Below are 13,556 nucleotides of genomic sequence, written 5' to 3' on the forward strand. Positions count from 1 at the left end.
CAAGGCCGAGGAACTGGCCGCCCTGCCCCTGGACGAGCGCCTGAAGCGCCGCATCATCGACGGTGAGAAGAACGGCCTCGAAGCGGACCTGGACGGGGCCCTGCAGGAGCGGCCCGCGCTCGACATCGTCAACGAGACCCTGCTGGACGGCATGAAGGTCGTCGGCGAGCTGTTCGGCTCCGGCCAGATGCAGCTGCCGTTCGTCCTGCAGTCCGCCGAGGTGATGAAAAGGGCGGTGGCGTACCTGGAGCCGCACATGGAGAAGTCGGACGCCGGGGGCAAGGGCACCATCGTGCTGGCCACGGTCCGCGGCGACGTCCACGACATCGGCAAGAACCTCGTCGACATCATCCTGTCCAACAACGGCTACAACGTGGTCAACCTCGGCATCAAGCAGCCGGTCTCCGCGATCCTGGAAGCCGCCGAGGAGCACAAGGCCGACGTCATCGGCATGTCCGGCCTGCTGGTGAAGTCCACGGTGATCATGAAGGAGAACCTGGAGGAGCTCAACCGGCGCGGCCTCGCGGCGGACTACCCGGTCATCCTCGGCGGCGCCGCCCTCACCCGCGCCTACGTCGAGCAGGACCTGCACGAGATCTATCAGGGCGAGGTCCGCTACGCCCGCGACGCCTTCGAGGGCCTGCGCCTGATGGATGCCCTCATCGGCGTCAAGCGGGGCGTGCCCGGCGCGAAACTGCCCGAGCTGAAGCAGCGCCGGGTAGCCGCGAGGGCCGCCGCCGTGGTGGAGGAACACCCGGAGGAAGGCCACGTCCGCTCCGACGTCGCCACCGACAACCCCGTCCCCACACCGCCGTTCTGGGGGACCCGCGTCGTCAAGGGCATCCAGCTCAACGAGTACGCCTCCTGGCTCGACGAGAACGCCCTGTTCAAGGGCCAGTGGGGGCTCAAGGGCGACACCGTCACGAGCGAGGGGCCGCCGCGGCTGCGGATGTGGCTGGACCGGCTGCGCACGGAGAACCTGCTGGAGGCCGCCGTCGTCCACGGGTACTTCCGGTGCGTGTCCAAGGGCGACGACCTGATCATCCTGGACGAGCTGGGCGGCGAGCGCACCCGCTTCACCTTCCCGCGTCAGCGCCGGGGCCGGCGGCTGTGCCTGGCCGACTTCTTCCGGTCCGAGGAGTCCGGCGAGACGGACGTGGTCGGGCTCCAGGTCGTCACCGTCGGCTCGAGGATCGGCCAGGCCACGGCGGAGCTGTTCGCCTCCGACTCCTACCGGGACTACCTCGAACTGCACGGACTGTCCGTCCAGTTGGCCGAGGCACTGGCTGAACACTGGCACGCCCGGGTCCGGGCCGAGCTGGGCATCTCGGGCGCCGACCCGGCCTCGCTCGACGGCATGCTGCGCACCGAGTACCGAGGCTGCCGCTACTCGCTCGGCTACCCCGCCTGCCCGGACCTCGCAGACCGGGCCAAGATCGCCGGATTGCTGGAGCCGGAGCGTATCGGCGTCGTGCTGTCCGAGGAGTTCCAGCTCCACCCCGAGCAGTCCACCGACGCGATCGTCGTCCACCACCCCGAAGCGAGCTACTTCAACGCCGGAGGCCGTAAGTGAGCACGCTGCGCGACGTCCTGGCGAGCGGCACCCCCAGCTTCTCCTTCGAGTTCTTCCCGCCCCGGACGGAAGCGGGCAGCCGCACGCTGTGGCAGGCGATCCGCCGGATCGAGGCGCTCTCGCCGACGTTCGTCTCCGTCACCTACGGTGCCGGCGGCTCCTCCCGCGACCGTACCGTGGAGGTCACCAGGCGCATCGCCACCGAGACGACCCTGCGTCCGGTCGCCCACCTGACCGCGGTGGGGCACTCGGTGGCCGAGCTGCGCCACATCATCGGCCAGTACGCGGACGCGGGCGTGCGCGATGTGCTCGTCCTGCGGGGCGACCCTCCGGGCGATCCCCGTGCGGCCTGGACACCGCACCCCCAGGGCTTCACGTACGCGCACGAACTGGTCAACCTCGTGCGGGAGTCGGGAGACTTCAGCGTCGGTGTCGCGGCCTTCCCCGAACGGCATCCGCGCTCGCCCGACTGGAGCAGCGACATCCGCCACTTCGTCGCCAAGTGCCGGGCCGGCGCGGACTACGCCGTCACGCAGATGTTCTTCGACGTGGAGGACTATCTGCGGCTGCGCGACCGGGTCGTGGCCGCCGGCTGCGACACCCCGATCATTCCCGAGATCATGCCGGCCACCGACGCGCGGCAGATCCGCCGGTTCGCCGAACTGTCCGACGCCCGCTTCCCCGCCGCGCTGGCCGCCCGTCTCGAAGCCGCCGGCGGCGATCCCGCCGAAGGCCACCGGATCGGCGTCGAGTACGCCACCGTCATGGCCGAGCGGCTGCTCGCCGAGGGGGCGCCCGGGCTGCACTACATCACCCTCAACCGGTCCACCGCGACGCTCGAGATCCACCGGAACATCCGGAGCACCCGTCGCGGCATCCGTATCCCAAGGAGCACCCATGCCCTCGCAGCCGCCGGCTGACTTCACGGACTTCAAGGTCGCCGACCTCTCCCTGGCCGAGTTCGGCCGCAAGGAAATCACCCTCGCCGAGCACGAGATGCCCGGCCTGATGGCGATCCGCGCGGAGTACGCGCGGGCACAGCCGTTGAAGGGCGCACGGATCACCGGTTCCCTGCACATGACGGTGCAGACGGCCGTACTCATCGAGACGCTGACCGCACTGGGCGCCGAGGTCCGCTGGGTCTCGTGCAACATCTTCTCCACCCAGGACCACGCGGCCGCCGCGATCGCCGCCGCCGGCATCCCCGTCTTCGCGTGGAAGGGCGAGACGCTTCAGGAGTACTGGTGGTGCACCGAGCAGGCCCTGACGTGGCCCGGCTCGCCGACCGGCGGCCCGAACATGATCCTCGACGACGGCGGTGACGCCACCCTCCTCGTCCACCTGGGCGTCGACTACCGCAAGACCGGTGCCCTGCCCGACGCCGACAACGAGGAACTCGCCGTCGTCCGCGATCTGCTGGAGAACAGCGCACTCGACTGGACGGCCGTCGCCTCCGGGATCCGTGGTGTCACGGAGGAGACCACGACAGGTGTGCACCGCCTGTACGAGATGCAGCGTGAGGGCTCCCTCCTGTTCCCCGCGATCAATGTGAACGACGCGGTGACGAAGTCGAAGTTCGACAACAAGTACGGCTGCCGGCACTCGCTGGTGGACGGCATCAACCGGGCCACGGATGTGCTGATCGGTGGCAAGACGGCGGTCGTGTGCGGTTACGGCGATGTGGGCAAGGGCTGCGCGGAGTCGCTGCGGGGCCAGGGTGCGCGGGTGATCGTCACCGAGATCGACCCGATCTGCGCGTTGCAGGCGGCGATGGACGGTTTCCAGGTCACGACGCTGGACGAAGTGGTCGACACCGCGGACATCTTCGTCACGACGACCGGGAACAAGGACGTCATCATGGCGGGCGACATGGCCAGGATGAAGCACCAGGCGATCGTCGGGAACATCGGCCACTTCGACAACGAGATCGACATGGCGGGCCTGGCGAGGATCGACGGGATCGTGAAGGACGAGGTGAAGCCGCAGGTCCACACCTGGACGTTCCCGGACGGCAAGGTCGTCATCGTGCTGTCCGAGGGGCGTCTGCTGAACCTGGGCAACGCGACGGGGCATCCGTCGTTCGTGATGTCGAACTCGTTCGCGGACCAGACGCTGGCCCAGATCGAGCTGTTCACCAAGCAGTCCGAGTACCCCACGGGTGTGCACGTGCTCCCCAAGCACCTGGACGAGAAGGTGGCGCGGCTGCACCTGGGCTCGCTGGGCGTGAAGCTGACCAAGCTGCGTCCGGAGCAGGCGGCGTACATCGGTGTCGGGATCGAGGGCCCCTACAAGCCGGACCACTACCGCTACTGAGGACCCCGCACGAGGGCACGAACAGCAAGGAGGGCCCGTGGGGCACACCATCCGGCACGAGTCGTTGACAGTCCGTACGCAGCGTTATACGCTGTATAGCGGTTCTGCTGCCGTCGATTGGAGAAGGACGTTGCTCGTCTGAGGTCCTGAGACACCGCGCATGTCACGCAGTGCACACGTCATCCGTGCACGTCGCCGCGTCCATGTCGTCGTGTGAGACCTCGGCATCCCGAGCCGTCCTCCCCGCCGGTACAGGTTTTTCCCGCCCGTGGCCCGCGGTGTCTCGAACGCGTTGCACCCCCCACCGTTCGCACCGAGCAACCGCGAGGCCCGTATGTCAACCCACCCGAATTTCGCCGCCCCGGCCTCCATCACCTGCGCCGGCCTGACCTACACCTGGCCCGACGGCACACCCGTCTTCGACGGTCTCCAGGTCGCCTTCGGCCCGGGCCGCACCGGTCTGATCGGCCTCAACGGATCAGGGAAGTCGACCCTGTTGAAGTTGATGGCCGGCGAGCTGACACCGGCCGCGGGCACCGTACGGGTTTCCGGAGAGGTCGGCTATCTGCCGCAGAACGTCACACTCGACACGGCCCTGCGGGTCGACCAGGCGCTGGGCATCGCCGACACCCGCGCCGCGCTGCACGCCATCGAGGCGGGAGACGTGCGCGAGGAGCACTTCACCGCCGTCGGCGACGACTGGGACGTGGAGGAGCGGGCGATCGCCCTGCTCGGCGGCCTGGGCCTCGGCCACATCGGCCTGGACCGCACCATCGGCGAGGTCTCCGGCGGCGAGTCGGTACTGCTGCGGCTCGCCGCGCTGCTGCTGCGCCGGCCCGACGTGCTGCTCCTGGACGAGCCCACGAACAACCTCGACCTGCACGCCCGGCGCCGCCTGTACGCCACGGTCGAGGCCTGGTCCAAGGTCATGGTCGTGGTCAGCCACGACCGTGAACTGCTCGAGCGGGTCGACCAGATCGCGGACCTGCGGGGCGGCGAGGTCACCTGGTACGGCGGGAACCTCTCCGCCTACGAGGAGGCCCTCGCCGCCGAACAGGAGGCCGCCGAACGCATGGTGCGCGTCGCCGAGTCCGACCTGAAGAAACAGAAGCGCGAACTGGCGGACGCCCAGATCAAACTGGCCCGGCGCAAGCGCTACGGGCAGAAGATGTGGGACACCAAACGCGAACCCAAGGTCGTCATGGGGGAGCGTAAACGGCAGGCACAGGTCGCCGCGGGCAAGCACCGCATCATGCACGAGGAGAAACTCGCCGAGGCGAAGGAACGCCTGGACGAGGCGGTGGAGGCGGTCCGCGACGACGACGAGATCCATGTCGACCTCCCCTGCACCGCCGTCCCGCCGGGCCGCACCGTGCTCACCCTGCGCGAACTCGAGCTGGCCTACGGGGCCCGCGTCCAAGGCCTGTTCGAACTGCGCGGACCTGAACGGATCGCGCTGGTGGGGCGCAACGGCGCGGGCAAGACCACGCTGCTGCGCACCATCACCGGCGAGCTGGACCCGGTGGCCGGTGAGGCACGCGCACACGTCCCGCTGCGTTTCCTGCCCCAGCGGCTCGACGTGCTGGACGAGGAGCTGAGCGTCGCACAGAACGTGGCCCGGTTCGCCCCGCACGCGACCAACAACCGGATCCGCTCCCGCCTGGCCCGCTTCCTGTTCAAGGGGGCACGTGCCGACCAGCCGGCGGCGACCCTGTCGGGCGGTGAGCGCTTCCGTGCGGCCCTGGCCGCGCTGATGCTCGCCGAACCGGCTCCCCAGCTCCTCATGCTGGACGAGCCGACCAACAACCTCGACATGGCCAGCGTCCGCCAGCTCACCACGGCCCTCGCCTCCTACCAGGGCGCCCTGATCGTGGCCAGCCACGACATCCCGTTCCTGGAGTCCATCGGCATCACGCGCTGGATCATGCTCGACGGGGAACTGCGCGACACCACACCGCAGGAGGTGCGCGGTGACGATGTGATCTCGTGAACCCGCCCGCACGCGCACCCGGCTGCCGCTCATCACCCTGCCGCTCATCCCCCCCCGGAACCGATCACCCGGGCCGACGCGGGGACCGGCGGGCGGGAGCGGGTGCGGCCGTCGGGGCGGTTCCAGAAGACGCCCGGCGACTCGGCCTCCCGGCCGGGCACGGCCGGGAGGCCGACAGCCACACCCCGCGCGAGTGCGCTGCCGCCTACGACCGCCCGGTCGGCATCCCGCCGCGGCAGGAGGAGCGGCCCGGTGGACCGATGTACGTCGGCCGCACCACCACCCTCGCCCGGGCGGCAGGTGCTGCGGTCGCCGGCCTGCTCGCTCGAGGGCGGCGCGGTCATCCGTGGACTGGCTGGTCGTTCCCTGCCGGGTGGGGCAGCCAGGAAAAGCTGGCCGTCAGGCTGGTGGAACGGCGGTGGCGGTCGAACAGGAGTCCCGATCGGGCGATCGCGGGACGTCCGGTGCATGCGAGCAGGGCCTGCTGAACAGCTCGTTGGTGTCTACTCACCGAGCAGCAGGAGGCCCTGGTGCCGCCGCCAGTGCGGGTTGAGGACCGGTCGACCGCGGCAACTCTCTCCAGCTCAGGAACGATCCACTCGATGAGCAACCCGAGCCGGACTTCATCGGATAACCCGATCCATGGATACATGTCCGTGTCGACGAACCAGCACCCCGGCGGTGTGCCCGCCGGTCTCGGTCCGGCGGGCCGGAACGGGCAGGAGGGCTTGATCAGGGCCCACTCGGCGGCCGTGGTGTCCGAGGGGCAGCGGTCCCCGGTCACGGCTTCGGGGAGGGATGAGAACCACGCCCTCAGACCCGGACCGCCTGCGAGGCGGTCGTCGACAAGGACAGGTGCGCCCCCTGCCAGCGCCGGCGGAGCCTGCGATCGTGACTGACGACGACCAGCGCGCCGTCGTAACCGCCCAGGGCCGCCTCGAGTTCCTCCACGAGCGCGGGGGAGAGGTGGTTGGTCGGCTCGTCGAGCAGCAGCACGTCCGTCGGCCGCGTCACCAGCCGGGCCAGGGCGAGCCGCTGGCGCTGTCCGGTGGACAGGTCCCGTACCGGCACCGACAGGTGCTCGGCGCCGAACAGGCCGAGGGACAGCAGAAGGTCGCGGTGCTCGTCGGCGTCGCCCGCCCGGTCCCGTGCGAACGCGCCGAGCAGCGTCTCCCCGGGCCGGCCGGGCGGCGGCTCCTGCGGCAGCCAGCCGACCCGGCCCCGGCGTGTCACCGAGCCGGTGTCCGGGGTCAGCTCCCCGGCCAGGACCCGCAGCAGGGTGCTCTTGCCCGCGCCGTTCGCTCCCGTGACCAGCAGCCGGTCACCGGCCGCCATCGTCAGATCCGTGCGGCCGAGCCGGCCGGTGACACCGATGCCGGCCGCGTCGAGCACGCAGCCCCGCACCCGGGCCGACCGCAGCGCCGGAGCGAAGTGCAAGGGCTCCGGCGGGGGCGGCACCGGATCCTCCAGCAGCCGGCGCAGCCGCTCCTCCGCCTGGCGCACCCGGCCCGCCAGGGACTGCTGCACGCGCCCCGCCGCCCGGTCGTACGCCATCTTGTTGCCGTCCTTCATCGCCCGCCCCGGGGCCACCCGCCGGGCGGTCGTCGCGGCGGCCTCGCGCAGGCCGTCCACCTCGGCCTGCCAGCGGGTGTGCGCCTGGGCCCAGTGCTCGCGCGCCGCCGCCTTCTCGGCGAGGTATCCGGCGTAGCCGTTGCCGTACCGCACGACGGTGCGGCGGTCGGCGTCCACCTCCAGCAGGCACGTCGTGACGCGTTCCAGGAACATCCGGTCGTGGGAGACGGCCACCGTGGTGCCGCGCCGCGTGCGCAGGTGCTCCTCCAGCCAGTGCAGGGCGTCCGCGTCGAGATGGTTGGTCGGCTCGTCCAGCAGCAGTACCTCGGGGCCGGCCGCGAGGACCGCCGCCAGCCGCAGGCGTACCTGCTCCCCGCCGGACAGGCCGGCCACGCTTCGGCCGCGGTCCAGCAGACCCAGGCCCAGGCCGTGCAGGGCGCGCTCCACCCGGGCGTCGGCCTCATAGCCGCCGCGCAGTTCGAAGACCGTCATCAGGTCCCCGTACTCGGCCAGGGCACCCTGGCCGCCGTCGGCCATCGACGCCTCCAGGTGGCGCAGGCGCTCCTCGATGGCGCGCAGATCGCCCAGCGCCCGGTCGATCACATCCTGGACGGTGGCGTGCGGCGGGAGCTGTTCGTCCTGGGCGAGCCGGCCGACGCCGCCGTCGGCGTGGACGACGACCTCGCCCTCGTCGGGGCGTTCGTCCCCGGCGAGCAGGCGCAGCAGAGTGCTCTTGCCCGAGCCGTTCTCCCCGACGATCCCCGCGCGCTCACCCGCGCGGATCGAGCAGGTGACGGAGTCGAGAACGGTCCGCCCGTCGAAGGACTTGGTGACGGACCGGAGGGTGATCTGCGTGGGCATGCGAGGGCTCCGAAGCATTCGGGGAAGGGGCGGCCGGCAGGGGCCGCAGGGCCGGTCGAACACGTCGGAGGAGCATCCACGACCTCACTAGTGCGACATCAGTTGCATTAGGATGCTGTCATGTCGCCACCACCGGGAGCAAGCGGACCAGCGGATACCGGCCATCCGGGTCCCCGTGCCGCCGCCCAGGCCCCTTCCACCGTGCCGGCCCCCATCCAGCGGCCCGGAGGCCGCACCGCCCGCAACCGCGCCCGGGTTCTGGACGCGGTCCGCGCCGAACTCGTCGAGCACGGTTACGACGCACTCACCGTCGACACCGTCGCGGACCGCGCGGGCGTCCACCGCACCACGGTGTACCGGCGCTGGCGCGATGTCGGCGGGCTGCTCGCCGATGTCCTCGACGCCGGGACGGGCGACGCCTGGCAGCCCCCCGACACCGGCACCCTGTACGGCGATCTGGCGGCGCTGAACCACGAGATCCAGGCGGCGCTCACCGAACGGCCGTCGGTCACCGCGGCTCTGATCGCCGCCTCCTTCCGCTCCGAACAGGCGGCGAACGCCCTGCGGCAGTTCTGGGAGGACCGCTACGCGCGCTGCGAGGTCACCGTGGAACGGGCCGGGGAGCGCGGGGAGGTCCCGCCGCACACCGCCGCGCGGGCGGTGCTCGTCGCCGCCACCGGGCCGCTCTATCACCAACTGCTCCTGCTGCGGGCCGCGCCCGACCCGCTCCTGCCCGGCCGGGCGGCCCGCGCGGCCGCGTCCGCCGCGGCGGACGGCGTCTTCACCCCGAGCCCGTAGCCGCCGGCTCGCCGAACGCCACGGACCCCGCGGACACGGGGGGCCGGATGTCCGGGCGGACGCCCCCGGCCTCCCTGGCGATCCCGGCGAACAGATCGTTCTCCGGCAGCTCCGTCTCCACCAGCGACCGCGCGAGCGTGTAGTCCTCGGTGGGCCACACCTCCTGCTGCACCGGCGTGGGCACGGCGAACCAGATGCCCTGCGGGTCCACTTGTGAGGCATGGGCGAGCAGAGCCCGGTCGCGCAGCGGGAAGTAGTCGGCGCAGGGCACCCGTGTGGTGATGTGCGGCTGCCGGACCGGCTCGTTGGGCAACGGCGCGTACGGCGCGGTGCTGCCGCGTTCGCGCAGCGTCCGGTGCAGCGCCGCGCTGCGCGCCGGATGCGAGCCGTGGTTGTAGTACAGCTTCAGCGGCTGCCACGGCCGCCCCGCCCACGGGTGCGCCGCGCCGTCACCGGCCGCGTCGAACGCCGCCACCGTGATGCGGTGTGTCATCACATGGTCCGGATGGGGATAACCGCCCTCCTCGTCGTACGTCGTGATGACGTGAGGCCGGAACCGGCGGATCAGCCGCACCAGCCGGGCCGTGGCCGCCCGCGGGTCGGCCCGTGCGAAGCAGGACCCCGGGAGCGGCTCGCCGCCCTGCGGCAGCCCCGAGTCCCGGTAGCCGAGCCAGCACTGCCGGACCCCGAGGATCTGCCGCGCCCTGGCCATCTCGCGGGCGCGCAGCGCGGCCATGTCCACCGGCCCGGGCGGTCGCGGGCAGCGCGGATTGAGCAGCGAGCCCCGTTCACCTCCGGTGCAGGTGACGACCAGGACCTCGGCGCCCTCGGCGGCGTACTTCGCCATGGTCGCCGCGCCCTTGCTGGACTCGTCGTCGGGGTGGGCGTGGACCGCCATCAAACGGGGCCGCGTCCGGACTGCGCCGTGCACGAGAGCGCCGGTCATGCGTTCTCCTCTCCCGGGTCCTGGTCGTCCCCGACGGGACGCTATGGACCGCGCCTGGAGTACCGCTCGAGACCGCCACGAGCTCGCGGTGCACAAACGCTCGGGCCCCACCGCAAGGCCCCTGCAGAAAACGGGCGCCGCCGCGATCCCTCCGTAGGGTCCGGTGGCAGGAACGGCCCCTGGAGCGGGCCGTGGACCAAGGGGGGAACATGAGTGGTACGCCCGTCCGCCTGTTCTGTCTTCCGTACCTCGGCGCTTCGGCGGGCGTCTACCGGCCCTGGGGCCGCCTTCTCCAGCCGCACGTCACGGTCACACCGCTGGAACTCCCGGGGCACGGCAGCCGCAGGGGCGAGGAACCGAGCCGTCATATGGAGCCGCTGCTGCGCGCTCTCATGCCGACCGTGGCCCGCCTGTGCGACCGGCCCTTCGCGCTGTACGGGCACGGCTTCGGCGCCGTACTGGCCTACGAGATCGCGGCCCGCCTGGAGTGGGACCACGAACTGGTCGCCGAACGGCTCTACGTCTCCGGCTGCCCGGCCCCGCATCTGCCGGCCCGCGGGGAGCCCCTCGGGCACCTGCCGGACGAGGAGTTCCTGCTCCGGGCCCGCCGCCACCCCGCCGTGCACCCCGACGTCCTCGGCGAGGCGAACCTCGCCCGGCTCCAGCTTCCCTTGCTGCGAGCCGGTTTCACTCTGGCGGAGACGTACGAGGAAGGACTCGACACCACCGTGCACGCGCCCCTCACGGCGATGGCCGGACGTGAGGACCCGACGGTGCGCGGCGCGGACCTCAACGGCTGGCGCGGCTACACGCGCGGTTCCTTCCGTGTCCGCCGCTTCCCCGGCGGGCACTTCCACTGGCAGCGCGACGACCGGCTCCTGCTCGGCCAGTTCGCCGACGACCTGGCCCGCAGGAACGCCGCGAGCCACCGCTTCCCGATGGCGGAGCGGACCTTCTGAGGCGCGGTGCGAACGGCACCCCGTGAGACCATGGCGCCCCTGGTCCGCCGGGAGCGGCGCGGCGGCAACGACGAGGACAAGGACCCGATGACGAGCGGTCAGACCCACATCGCCTTCCTGCGCGCCGTCAACGTCGGGCAGCGCAAGGTCGAGATGGCCCGCCTGCGCGAGGTCCTCACCCGGCTGGGCTTCGGTGCGGCGCGCACCTACATCGCCAGCGGCAACGCCTTCTTCACCAGCGCCGAGAGCGACCGGGAGGCCATCGTCGAGCGGATCGAGGGCGGCCTCGCCGAGGCCTTCGGGTTCGAGATCCCGACGATCGTGCGCACGGTCGCGGAACTGCGCGCGGAGCTGGCGGCCTCCCCCTTCGTCGGGCAGCAGCCGGCCGCGGACGAGCGCCACTCGATGATCTACACATCGGGCTCGCTGACGGGCCGCGCGTTCCCGCTGCGTTCGCCCAACGGGGAGTGGGAGGTGCTGGGCGCCTGCCAGGGCACGGCGTTCGTGCGCTGGCGTCTGCGCAACGGCCGCCCGGTCAACCCGGCCCCCGTGGTGGAGAAGGCGTTCGGGGTACGGGCCACGGGGCGCTTCTTCCACACCTCCGTGAAGATCCTGGCGGCCGCCGAGAAGGGCTGAACGGACCCTGCCTACGCGGCGCCGTCCTCGGGGAACGCGATCCGCAGGTCGAGGGTGCCGTGGCCCAGCGTGCCCTCGCCGCTGACACCGGCCAGTTCGCCGGTGCCGGAACCGGGCACGATGCCCGCCCAGGTCACCGGGTCGCTGCCCGGTACCTGCGTCGCCCGGTGCTCCAGGACGAAGGTGCCGGTGCGGCCGCCCATGGTGCCCGTGACGCGCTCCTGCGCCGCGTAGGCGGCACCACCGGGGCCCTGGGTCGTCACCATGTGGCCGGTGGCCGTGCCCTTCACGTCGCCTTCCGTGTAGGTCTTGGTCAGTTCGACGCGACCGGTGACCGGCCCGCCGTCGACCTGCTCGTCGTCGGTGCCGTCCCAGACGTCGACGACGAAGGTGGCCTGAATCCGTATCTGAGTCATGGGCGGAGTATCCCGCCCGCTCCTTCCTCCGGATGCTCCCGATTGAGCAGGCGGCAGCGGCCTCAGCCGTTAGCGTGACGCCGCGTCACGGCGGGCATTTCCGAGGAGGCAGTCGACAATGAGCACCGAAGTGGAAACCGAGAAGCCGGCACCGGTCGCGTACCCCTTCACCGGAAGCGAGGGACTCGAACTCTCGGAGTCGTACGCGAAGTTGTTCGAGGACGGCGATCCGATCCGCGTCCAGCTGCCGTTCGGCGAGCCCGCCTGGCTGGTCACCCGGTACGACGACGCCCGGCTCGTCCTGACCGACCGGCGCTTCTCCCGCAACATGGCCACCCAGCGGGACGAGCCGCGCATGACGCCGCGACCCGTGCCCGAGAGCATCCTCACGATGGACCCCCCGGACCACACCCGGCTGCGCACGCTCGTCTCCAAGGCCTTCACCCCGCGCCGCATCGAGGCCAAGCGGGCCTGGATCGGCGAGCTGGCCGCCGGGCTCGTCGCCGACATGAAGGCCGGCGGCGCGCCCGCCGAGCTGGTCGGCTCCTACGCACTGGCCATCCCGGTCACCGTGATCTGCGAACTGCTCGGCGTGCCGGAGGAGGACCGGGCGCGGCTGCGTGGCTGGTGCGACGCGGCGCTGTCCACGGGTGAACTGACCGACGAGGAGTGCGTGCAGAGCTTCATGGATCTGCAGAAGTACTTCGAGGACCTGGTGCAGCAGCGCCGTGCCGAGCCCCGGGACGACCTCACCAGCGCACTCATCGAGGCACGCGACGCCCACGACCGGCTGGCCGAGCCGGAACTCATCGGCCTGTGCATCTCGATCCTCATCGGCGGGTTCGAGACGACCGCCAGCGAGATCTCCAGCTTCGTCCACGTCCTCCAGCAGCGGCGCGAACTGTGGACGCGGCTGTGCGCCGACCCCGAGGCGATCCCCGCCGCCGTCGAGGAACTGCTGCGCTTCGTCCCGTTCGCCGCCAACGGCATCTCCCCGCGCTACGCCCTGGAGGACCTGACCGTCGGCGGCGTCCTGGTGCGCGCGGGCGAGCCGGTCATCGTCGACACGAGCGCGGTGAACCGCGACGGACGCGTCTTCGACCACGCCGACGAGGTCGTCATCGACCGCGCCGACAACCGCCACATGGTCTTCGGCCACGGAGCCCACCACTGCCTCGGCGCGCACCTCGCCCGGGTCGAGCTGCAGGAAGCGCTCAAGGCGCTCGTCGTGGGCATGCCGGAGCTGCGCCTGAGCGGCGAGGTCGAATGGAAGGCGGACATGATCATTCGCGCCCCGCGCGCGATGCACGTCGAGTGGTGAAAGCGCTGCGCCGACCGCGGAGGCCGGGGCGTGCGCGCGGGCCGGGCCCCCGCGCCGTGTCCGGCCACCGGGACACGGTTTCGGCCCGTCACCGGCGATGCGCTGTATTGAGCAGTCCGCCCGGCACCCCGCCCCTAACGTGGCCTCGACCAAGCCTGCCCGAGCGGCGGG

Annotated in this window: 11 protein-coding genes and 1 pseudogene; 9 read left to right on the plus strand and 3 right to left on the minus strand. The window is 71.6% G+C overall.

Annotated features, from left to right (window positions below):
* The 5 genes and pseudogenes from AB0F04_RS36940 to AB0F04_RS36960 form a co-directional block, all read left to right on the plus strand.
* On the plus strand, positions 1 to 1,573 hold a 1,573-nt coding region (locus AB0F04_RS36940), incomplete at its 5' end, for a vitamin B12 dependent-methionine synthase activation domain-containing protein (protein ID WP_362050541.1).
* Positions 1,570 to 2,493 carry a methylenetetrahydrofolate reductase [NAD(P)H] gene (gene metF / locus AB0F04_RS36945; RefSeq protein ID WP_362050544.1) on the plus strand — a complete coding sequence of 308 codons (924 nt, stop codon included), beginning with the start codon at positions 1,570 to 1,572 and terminating at the stop codon, positions 2,491 to 2,493. The genes AB0F04_RS36940 and metF, both read left to right, overlap by 4 nt.
* On the plus strand, positions 2,471 to 3,886 hold the full coding sequence (gene ahcY / locus AB0F04_RS36950) for an adenosylhomocysteinase (RefSeq protein ID WP_362050547.1): 1,416 nt from the start codon (positions 2,471 to 2,473) through the stop codon (positions 3,884 to 3,886). Before metF ends, ahcY begins: the two co-directional genes overlap by 23 nt.
* Before the next feature lie 334 nt (positions 3,887 to 4,220).
* Positions 4,221 to 5,876 (plus strand): ATP-binding cassette domain-containing protein, encoded by a 1,656-nt coding sequence (locus AB0F04_RS36955; RefSeq protein ID WP_362050550.1) that lies wholly within the window; start codon positions 4,221 to 4,223, stop codon positions 5,874 to 5,876.
* 119 nt (positions 5,877 to 5,995) lie between these two features.
* Positions 5,996 to 6,133: pseudogene (locus AB0F04_RS36960) on the plus strand (SAM-dependent methyltransferase); the annotation flags it as partial.
* A gap of 556 nt (positions 6,134 to 6,689) precedes the next feature.
* Here AB0F04_RS36960 and abc-f read toward each other — a convergent pair.
* Complete coding sequence (gene abc-f, locus AB0F04_RS36965) at positions 6,690 to 8,309, minus strand: ribosomal protection-like ABC-F family protein (protein ID WP_362050553.1); 1,620 nt, start codon at positions 8,307 to 8,309, stop codon at positions 6,690 to 6,692.
* A gap of 201 nt (positions 8,310 to 8,510) precedes the next feature.
* On the opposite strand from abc-f, the gene AB0F04_RS36970 reads away from it, so the two are divergent.
* A complete protein-coding gene (locus AB0F04_RS36970; RefSeq protein WP_362050556.1) occupies positions 8,511 to 9,107 on the plus strand; it encodes a TetR/AcrR family transcriptional regulator in 597 nt (198 codons plus the stop codon).
* Here the strand turns inward: AB0F04_RS36970 and mca are convergent.
* Positions 9,091 to 10,053, minus strand: a complete 963-nt coding sequence (gene mca, locus AB0F04_RS36975) for a mycothiol conjugate amidase Mca (RefSeq protein WP_362050559.1) — start codon at positions 10,051 to 10,053, stop codon at positions 9,091 to 9,093. The two genes, AB0F04_RS36970 and mca, sit on opposite strands and share 17 nt — an antisense overlap.
* A gap of 209 nt (positions 10,054 to 10,262) precedes the next feature.
* Between mca and AB0F04_RS36980 the strand changes: the two genes are divergently transcribed.
* Positions 10,263 to 11,012, plus strand: a complete 750-nt coding sequence (locus AB0F04_RS36980; protein ID WP_362050562.1) for an alpha/beta fold hydrolase — start codon at positions 10,263 to 10,265, stop codon at positions 11,010 to 11,012.
* Positions 11,013 to 11,042: 30 nt separating this feature from the next.
* A complete protein-coding gene (locus AB0F04_RS36985) occupies positions 11,043 to 11,648 on the plus strand; it encodes a DUF1697 domain-containing protein (RefSeq protein ID WP_362050564.1) in 606 nt (201 codons plus the stop codon).
* Positions 11,649 to 11,659: 11 nt separating this feature from the next.
* Here the strand turns inward: AB0F04_RS36985 and AB0F04_RS36990 are convergent, their stop codons facing one another.
* Positions 11,660 to 12,064, minus strand: coding sequence for a DUF3224 domain-containing protein (locus tag AB0F04_RS36990; RefSeq protein ID WP_362050566.1), 405 nt, complete (start codon positions 12,062 to 12,064; stop codon positions 11,660 to 11,662).
* A 118-nt stretch (positions 12,065 to 12,182) separates the two neighbouring features.
* Between AB0F04_RS36990 and AB0F04_RS36995 the strand changes: the two genes are divergently transcribed.
* Positions 12,183 to 13,385: a cytochrome P450 gene (locus tag AB0F04_RS36995; protein ID WP_362050568.1), complete on the plus strand. Its 1,203-nt coding sequence runs from the start codon at positions 12,183 to 12,185 to the stop codon at positions 13,383 to 13,385.
* The last annotated feature ends 171 nt before the right edge of the window (positions 13,386 to 13,556 follow it).

The organism is Streptomyces sp. NPDC029041 (genome assembly GCF_040637515.1).
In the GTDB taxonomy this organism is placed as follows: domain Bacteria; phylum Actinomycetota; class Actinomycetes; order Streptomycetales; family Streptomycetaceae; genus Streptomyces.

Coding starts and splice junctions, on each gene's coding strand:
- AB0F04_RS36985 (WP_362050564.1), top strand. CDS start 11,043: ATGGCGCCCCTGGTCCGCCGGGAGCGGCGCGGCGGCAACGACGAGGAC.
- AB0F04_RS36995 (WP_362050568.1), top strand. CDS start 12,183: ATGAGCACCGAAGTGGAAACCGAGAAGCCGGCACCGGTCGCGTACCCC.
- ahcY (WP_362050547.1), top strand. CDS start 2,471: ATGCCCTCGCAGCCGCCGGCTGACTTCACGGACTTCAAGGTCGCCGAC.
- AB0F04_RS36990 (WP_362050566.1), bottom strand. CDS start 12,064: ATGACTCAGATACGGATTCAGGCCACCTTCGTCGTCGACGTCTGGGAC.
- abc-f (WP_362050553.1), bottom strand. CDS start 8,309: ATGCCCACGCAGATCACCCTCCGGTCCGTCACCAAGTCCTTCGACGGG.
- AB0F04_RS36980 (WP_362050562.1), top strand. CDS start 10,263: ATGAGTGGTACGCCCGTCCGCCTGTTCTGTCTTCCGTACCTCGGCGCT.
- AB0F04_RS36955 (WP_362050550.1), top strand. CDS start 4,221: ATGTCAACCCACCCGAATTTCGCCGCCCCGGCCTCCATCACCTGCGCC.
- mca (WP_362050559.1), bottom strand. CDS start 10,053: ATGACCGGCGCTCTCGTGCACGGCGCAGTCCGGACGCGGCCCCGTTTG.